The sequence below is a fragment of the Pedobacter sp. genome, assembly GCF_035566355.1.
In the GTDB taxonomy this organism is placed as follows: domain Bacteria; phylum Bacteroidota; class Bacteroidia; order Sphingobacteriales; family Sphingobacteriaceae; genus Pedobacter.
In genome coordinates, this window is record NZ_DATMRL010000730.1 from 1 (window position 1) to 6983 (window position 6983).

Here is a 6983-nt window from a genome sequence, read left to right on the forward strand (position 1 = left end):
ATAACGGTACACTGTACCAAACTCTGCAAAACGCAAAGGAAGGTCTTTGTAAGAACGAGGTTTTACTTTATAGATTTCGCAATGGTGCGGACAATTCATCGGTTTCAGGAAAAACTCTTCCCCTTCCTGAGGTGTCTTAATCGGCTGAAAAGAATCTTTACCATATTTTTCATAATGACCTGAAGTGATATACAGGTTCTTATGTCCAATATGCGGTGTAACCACCTGCTCATAACCAGCTTTTCCCTGCGCTTTAGTCAGGAATTGAACCAGACGTTCACGTAAAGCAGTTCCTTTAGGCAACCATAAAGGCAAACCCATACCTACTTTTTCAGAAAAAGCAAAAAGTTCCAGTTCCTTACCTAATTTACGGTGGTCCCTTTTTTTCGCTTCTTCAATCATATGAAGATATTCTGTCAGCTCACTTGCTTTTGGAAAAGTAACCCCGTAAATACGAGTTAACTGTTTCCGGGTTTCATCACCTCTCCAGTAAGCACCGGCAACATTCATTAGCTTTACCGCTTTTACAAAACCGGTATTCGGAATGTGCGGACCACGGCAAAGATCTGTAAAGTTCCCCTGAGTATAGAAAGTGATCTTTCCATCTTCCAGGCCGTCAATTAAATCTAATTTGTACTCATCGCCTTTTTCTGTAAAATACTTTACAGCATCTGCTTTAGAAACACTTTCTCTAACAAAAGTTTCCTTTTGCTTAGCCAGTTCCAGGATCTTTGTTTCGATGGCTTTAAAGTCGTCCGAAGAAAATTCCCTGTCTCCAAAATCCACATCGTAGTAAAATCCGGTTTCAATAGCCGGACCAATACCAAATTTAGTTCCCGGATATAAAGCTTCCAGGGCTTCAGCCATTAAGTGAGCAGAAGAATGCCAGAAAGTCGATTTACCGGCAGTATCATTCCAGGTCAGCAATTTAACAGAAGCATCATTTTCAATAGCCCGGGAAGAATCCCAAACTTCACCATTTACTTCCGCAGCCAATACGTTACGGGCTAAACCTTCAGAAATGGACAATGCAATTTGATGGGCGTTAATACCCTTTTCATACTGACGTACTGAGCCGTCAGGCAGTGTAATGTTAATCATCTACAACTATGATTTATAAGTAAAAAAATAATTTTATTAAAATCACCTACAATGTGATTTTCTTTCAGGCACAAAGGTAAAGTAAATTTCAAATAATCAGTTCATTTAAACTGAAATTTATATTAATTCCCAGGAGCTCTTCTCTGGCTATTTCCCCTGCCCCTGTTCTTCATCATTTGCTCCAGTTTAGCTTTATAGGCATCCGAAGTAATCACTGTTCCTTTTTTAGGAAGATTTATATCTTTGGCATTAACCTTTCTGAATTCTATACTGGTTGCCAGTGTACTTCCTGCCTTCGACTGGATAGACAGCACAGCACCTTCTGTCCAAAGTGCAGGATTAGGCGAAAACTCAAAACCCAGATCCTTGGTATACCAAAGTACAGTTTCATCTACAATTTCCTTTTCCTCTTCCATGATCTTTCTTTTGGAGGTGGTTTTAATTGTAACCTTATGGCAATCAAAACCGACAATCTTTTTCACCTCATCAGATTTTATATATTCCACAACAGGCTGTCCGATTAAACCACGGCCAAGCATAGATACATCGGCCTGTCCCAGTTTACCGTCCAGAAAGTACGTTGTATCACTCAGGTCAAATACAGCCGTCAATTTATGATCTAAAAAGTTATAGTAATAATCGCGATTGGAAATTCCGCCAAAACGAAAACCACCTCTTCCGCCTCCGTTGCTGTCTTCTGTTTCCTCTACCTTGGTATAACTTGCACCCGTGGCATTAAACAACAGTTCAAAATCAGTTTTTGAACTTTCCGGAAGTCTGTCTTTCATCTCCGGTGTGATTTTAATCCCATTGGCTTCCATTGCTGCAGCAGGATCAAAACGAGTTTCAAATTGGATGGCTCCAGACTGTTTTTGTTGTGCATTGACCTGTAAACTACAGGATAAAAGGCCCACAACGGCGATCATTAAAGCTTTCATCAGAGAAATTTTATGTCAAAATATAATTTAATATTCAAGCCAGCCATTGGCCAGCACATCTGCCAGGTGCATGGTTTTCAATGGAATGTTATTTTTGTCAATATACCCCTGCAAATGCATCAGGCAGGAAAGATCTGTAGAAATGATATAATCTACTTCCTGTTCCAGCGCATTGTTCACCTTTTGCTCTGCCATAGCCGATGAAATGGCATCAAATTTAACTGCAAAAGTTCCGCCAAATCCACAGCACATATCTGTATCCTTCATCTCTACCATTTCCAGTCCATGAACTTTAGACAGCAGCAAACGTGGCTCTTCTTTGATCTTACATTCCCTGAGTCCGCTGCAGGAGTCATGGTAAACCGCTCTTCCTTCCAGTTCGGCTCCAAAATAATCCTTCTTTGCAATATTGATCAGAAAGTCTGAAAGTTCAAAGATATTGGTCTGCATCGATCTGCACTTATTATGCACTATAGTATTCGTAAACAAATCATTATAGCCACCTTTTACCATTCCCACACAAGAGGCCGATGGCGCCACAATATATTTATTTTCAGAAAAATCATTCAAAAATTTAGTGCCGGTCTCTTTGGCTTCTTCCCAATATCCAGCGTTATAAGCCGGTTGTCCGCAGCAGGTTTGCCTGGAATTGTAATTCACCTCACAACCAGCCTTTTCCAATACTTTAATGGTATTAAAAGCAGTTTCAGGATACAACTGATCTACAAAACATGGAATAAATAATTCTATCTTCATCTATAAATTCTTTTTCTCTAATCCAGCACCGGTTTTGCGGAAATCTTTCTCTCTGCGGCTTTTAAAGCCAGCAGCAACACCAGCCCCATGATAAAGAAGGTGGTCAATGCAATCGCCGAGTTCCGCATACTGCCGGTTAATTCTTCTATATATGCAAAGCTAGCCAATCCGGCTACAATTGCAAGTTTTTCCGTAACATCATAAAAGCTGAAGAAAGATGCCGTATCCGCTGTATTTGAAGGAATATATTTGGAATAAGTTGACCGGGAAAGAGATTGTATACCGCCCATTACCAATCCGACCACTGCTGCTAAAACGTAGAATTGAACCGCTGTAGTGATATAGTAAGCCGCAATACACATGCCTACCCAAATCACCACAACACTAATCAACACGCTCACATTACCATAGATTTTAGATAGATACGACATCATGTTGGCGCCCCCTATAGCAACAAGCTGTATAATCAAGATCACTAAGATTAAACTGGATGTGGGCAGATGCAGTATCTTTTCTCCAAAGCTTGCAGCCACCAGCATAATGGTTTGAACGCCCATAGAATAAAAGAAGAAAGCCAGCAAAAAGCGCTTCATTAAAGTCATCGTTTTAACCTGATGCCAAACCTTTTGCAGCTCTTTGAAGCCTCCTGACACCTTTTTTTGTTCTTCTACGCTGAAATTTGGACTGCCCTTCGGCAATACCTTAAAAGGGATCTGGGCAAAGCCGATCCACCATAGGCCCACCAGTAAAAAGGACAATCTTGGAGGGAAACTGAGATCAGTGATCCCAAAGAGTTCTGGCATTAAAACAAATACAAAACAGATGAGCTGCAGGATCACACTCCCTACATAGCCATAACTAAAGCCTTTTGCACTTACGGCATCCTGCTGATCAGCAGTAGCAATTTCAGGCAGATAAGAATTGTAAAACACAAAACCGCCTGCATAGCCTATAGCCGCTAAAGCAAAACAGATCACCCCTAGCTCCAGGGTGTCCAGCTTGAAGAAGAATAATGCACAACAGGACAAAGCACCCAGCCAGGTAAACAGCTTCATGTATATCTTCTTATTCCCCCTATAATCTGCCATAGAAGTTAGTAATGGCGAGGTTAGCGCGATAATGAGATAAGCTACAGCCAGTGCATAATTGGACAGCGCGGTATTCACAAAACGCATCCCAAAGAAGGTGACTTTATCTCCGTGTTCGGGGGTTGTCGTAATAATGGTGTAGTAAGCGGGAAAAATTGTCGAGGTTATGACGAGGTTGTACGCTGAATTTGCCCAGTCGAAAAATGCCCACGACCGGATGACTTTTTTGTTATTCTTCTGTTCCATGTTTGTCTAGGGACTAAAAGTATAAAAAAAAGTTTTAAGCACTTCGTAAAAAAATAATGTCTTCTTCGGAGACTACGCCTTCTGCGCGCCGCTGCGCGACTGCAGCGAAGCTCAATGTCTCTTCTGAGCAGCATTATTTTTTTTTAAGCCCAGCTTAAAAAAAACCTACTTTACTTGTTGTATCGAGCTGCTTCCCGATTTATCTTCCTTAACATTCTTAGGATTTCCTTTATAAGAAATAGACGTCGCACCAGAAGTCGCAACCTTCAAATCATTCAGCACATTAATATTCGCCTTTCCTACACCCTTAATATTCAAGTCATAAATCCCAACCACAAAATCAAAAGCATCCAGTTCCACGGCACCTTTAGCCTTAAACAAATGCGTCCCGGCCTGTCCGGTCAAATGGATCTTAGTCGCTCCATCAACTTCTGTCGTTACCTTACCCGCGTTGAGATCTAAGTTTACTTCCGTACTGCCATTTAACGTGAGCTTCAGATCATCTACATTCAACCGCCCTGAACTCACCACCTTGCTAGGAGATTCTGCCTTTAAAGATTTCAACTGCGCAATACTCGCATAAACAACAATAGAATCCTTTCCACAATAAGCAGCCGTATCCAGTTTCAGCTTCAATGTCCCCCCACTTACCTTGGTCTCTATCAGATTTACCACATTAGAATCTGCAGATACCTTCACCTGATACACACTGTCTGGAACTTGATGCAGGACTAGTTTAATCGGACCAGCAATTTCTATTTCATTAAACTCCTTTACGGTCTGAGCACGCAATGCCCGGACTCCTGAATCTTCAACACATTTGGTTTTACAAGCCGACCATAGAATTGGAAGTAAAAGGATAAGAAAGGTTAATTTTTTCATCGGTATATAATTATTAATTCTTTGTTTATTGTTTTCATTTGTATTAATGAGCTCGTAAACTCGGTTTGTTTTTCAATGGTAATGAAGCTATCATGATATGATAAGTATCAACGCAATTTATAAATAATAGTTTTTTCCATCTGTTTTTATTTTGCCAGCATCAAGCAATTCCCTGATCTGGTTCAATTTCTCCGTTTCGCTTCCGGTTTTTATTCCCGCTACCAGATCATCCAAACTCTGAGGCCCGGTTTGTAATAAGGTTGCAATCTCGAAATCCAGCTTCTCCGGAAATTCCTTCGACTCCTCAGCCCGCTTTTCGGCCAGGCAAACATCACAAACCCCGCATTTCGACGCAGCGGGTTCGTCAAAATAGGCCAGCAACTGAACGCTCCGGCACTGTGCAGTACTTGCATAAGCCAAAACAGCACTGATCTGATCGTCCTGGATCTTCTTCCGGAGTTCAATATACTTCACATCAATATCCATATGTAGCTGATCCGCTCTCGGACGCAGGAACTGCAGCTGTGGCTGATCTGTTTGCGGCAAATAAGACAAGACTTCCAGCTCATGGAGCCTTTTCAGCATGCTCACCAGGGTATTAAATGACACCCCCAGGCGTTTGGTCAAATCATACTCATTAATCTTTACATATTGATCAAATGAACCACCATAAGATCTTAATATAGATTTGATTAAAGGATCATAGCCAGCATTCTCAATCTGAAAACGATAAAGATCCTCATTATTAACCAAAAACAATACCCTCGACTGTAAGAAGATATTCTCCGATAAGGTCAGGTAACCATCATGCTCCAGAAATTTAAGCGCCCCAATGGTCTTAAGGACTCCCAGATTAAACTTCTTACAGTAATCCGCCAGATCAAAAGGAAAACTCAAACCCTCGCCCATGCCATAAGCCAGCTGGTAATAACTGCCCAGATAGTGATATGTTTTTTTAATCTCCTCTACAGAAGGAAAATTGTTCGAGTACTTATGTTCCAGAGCTTTCTGATCAGACTTATTGGCCAGTAATACCGCAAAAGCCCTGTGTTCATCCCGTCCGGCCCTTCCAGCTTCCTGGTAATAGGCTTCCAGGCTTTCCGGAAGATCCAGATGCACCACAAAACGAACATCAGGCTTATCTATGCCCATCCCAAAAGCATTTGTAGCCACCATTACACGGGTCCTGTTACCCTTCCAGTCTTCCTGCTTTCTCGACCTCTCACTCCGTTCCAGGCCTGCATGATAATAATCTGCCGAAATCTGGTTTCTTTTTAAAAAGAAAGACACTTCCGCTGTTTCCCGCCTGTTTCTCACATAGACCAGACCAGAACCCTTCACATTCCGGATGATGTCGACCAGTTTCTTGTATTTATCCTCCAGGTCAAAAACAACATAGCTCAGGTTTTTACGCGCAAAACTTTTCACAAAAACCTGGGGATCTTTCAGTTCCAGCTTCTCTGCAATATCTTTTCGTACAAACTGTGTAGCCGTGGCCGTAAGTGCGATCACCGGAACCTTCGGCAAAATCGCCCTTAACTCCTTAATCTGTAAATAAGGCGGCCTGAAATCATAGCCCCACTGGGAAATACAATGCGCTTCGTCAATGGCAATTAAATTCACCTTCATATGGGAAATCCGCACCCTTACAATATCAGAAAGCAGCCGTTCAGGAGAGAGGTATAAAAACTTAATTTTGCCATAGATACAATTGTCCAGTAAAATATCAATTTCACGCTTTCCCATACCCGCATATATAGCCACTGCATCAATCCCCTTGGCTTTCAAGTTTTCAACCTGGTCCTTCATCAATGCAATCAAAGGCGAAATCACCAGGCAAATCCCCTCCTGCAACATCGCCGGAACCTGGAAACATAATGATTTTCCACCACCCGTTGGCAGTAAGGCCAGGGTATCCTTATGTGCTAAAACAGCATCAATGATGTCCTCCTGCAAAGGCCGGAAGGAATCA

The 6983-nt window shown here is 41.8% G+C and carries 6 protein-coding genes; all 6 read right to left on the reverse strand.

Annotation, left to right across the window (positions count from 1 at the left end; all coding sequences use genetic code 11):
* Positions 1 to 1101 (reverse strand): threonine--tRNA ligase (locus VNZ46_RS28830; RefSeq protein ID WP_325565078.1); only part of this gene is annotated, 1101 nt, incomplete at its 3' end.
* Positions 1102 to 1223: 122 nt separating this feature from the next.
* Positions 1224 to 2039: a hypothetical protein gene (locus VNZ46_RS28835; RefSeq protein ID WP_325565080.1), complete on the reverse strand. Its 816-nt coding sequence runs from the start codon at positions 2037 to 2039 to the stop codon at positions 1224 to 1226.
* 27 nt (positions 2040 to 2066) lie between these two features.
* Positions 2067 to 2795, reverse strand: a complete 729-nt coding sequence (locus VNZ46_RS28840) for a (Fe-S)-binding protein (protein ID WP_325565082.1) — start codon at positions 2793 to 2795, stop codon at positions 2067 to 2069.
* A gap of 17 nt (positions 2796 to 2812) precedes the next feature.
* The gene (locus VNZ46_RS28845) at positions 2813 to 4129 is read right to left on the reverse strand and encodes an MFS transporter (protein WP_325565084.1); all 1317 of its coding nucleotides are present in this window, start codon (positions 4127 to 4129) and stop codon (positions 2813 to 2815) included.
* Positions 4130 to 4294: 165 nt separating this feature from the next.
* Positions 4295 to 5011 (reverse strand): head GIN domain-containing protein, encoded by a 717-nt coding sequence (locus VNZ46_RS28850; protein WP_325565086.1) that lies wholly within the window; start codon positions 5009 to 5011, stop codon positions 4295 to 4297.
* Between the two features lie 117 nt (positions 5012 to 5128).
* A partial coding sequence (locus VNZ46_RS28855; RefSeq protein WP_325565088.1) for a RecQ family ATP-dependent DNA helicase occupies positions 5129 to 6983 on the reverse strand: 1855 nt, incomplete at its 5' end.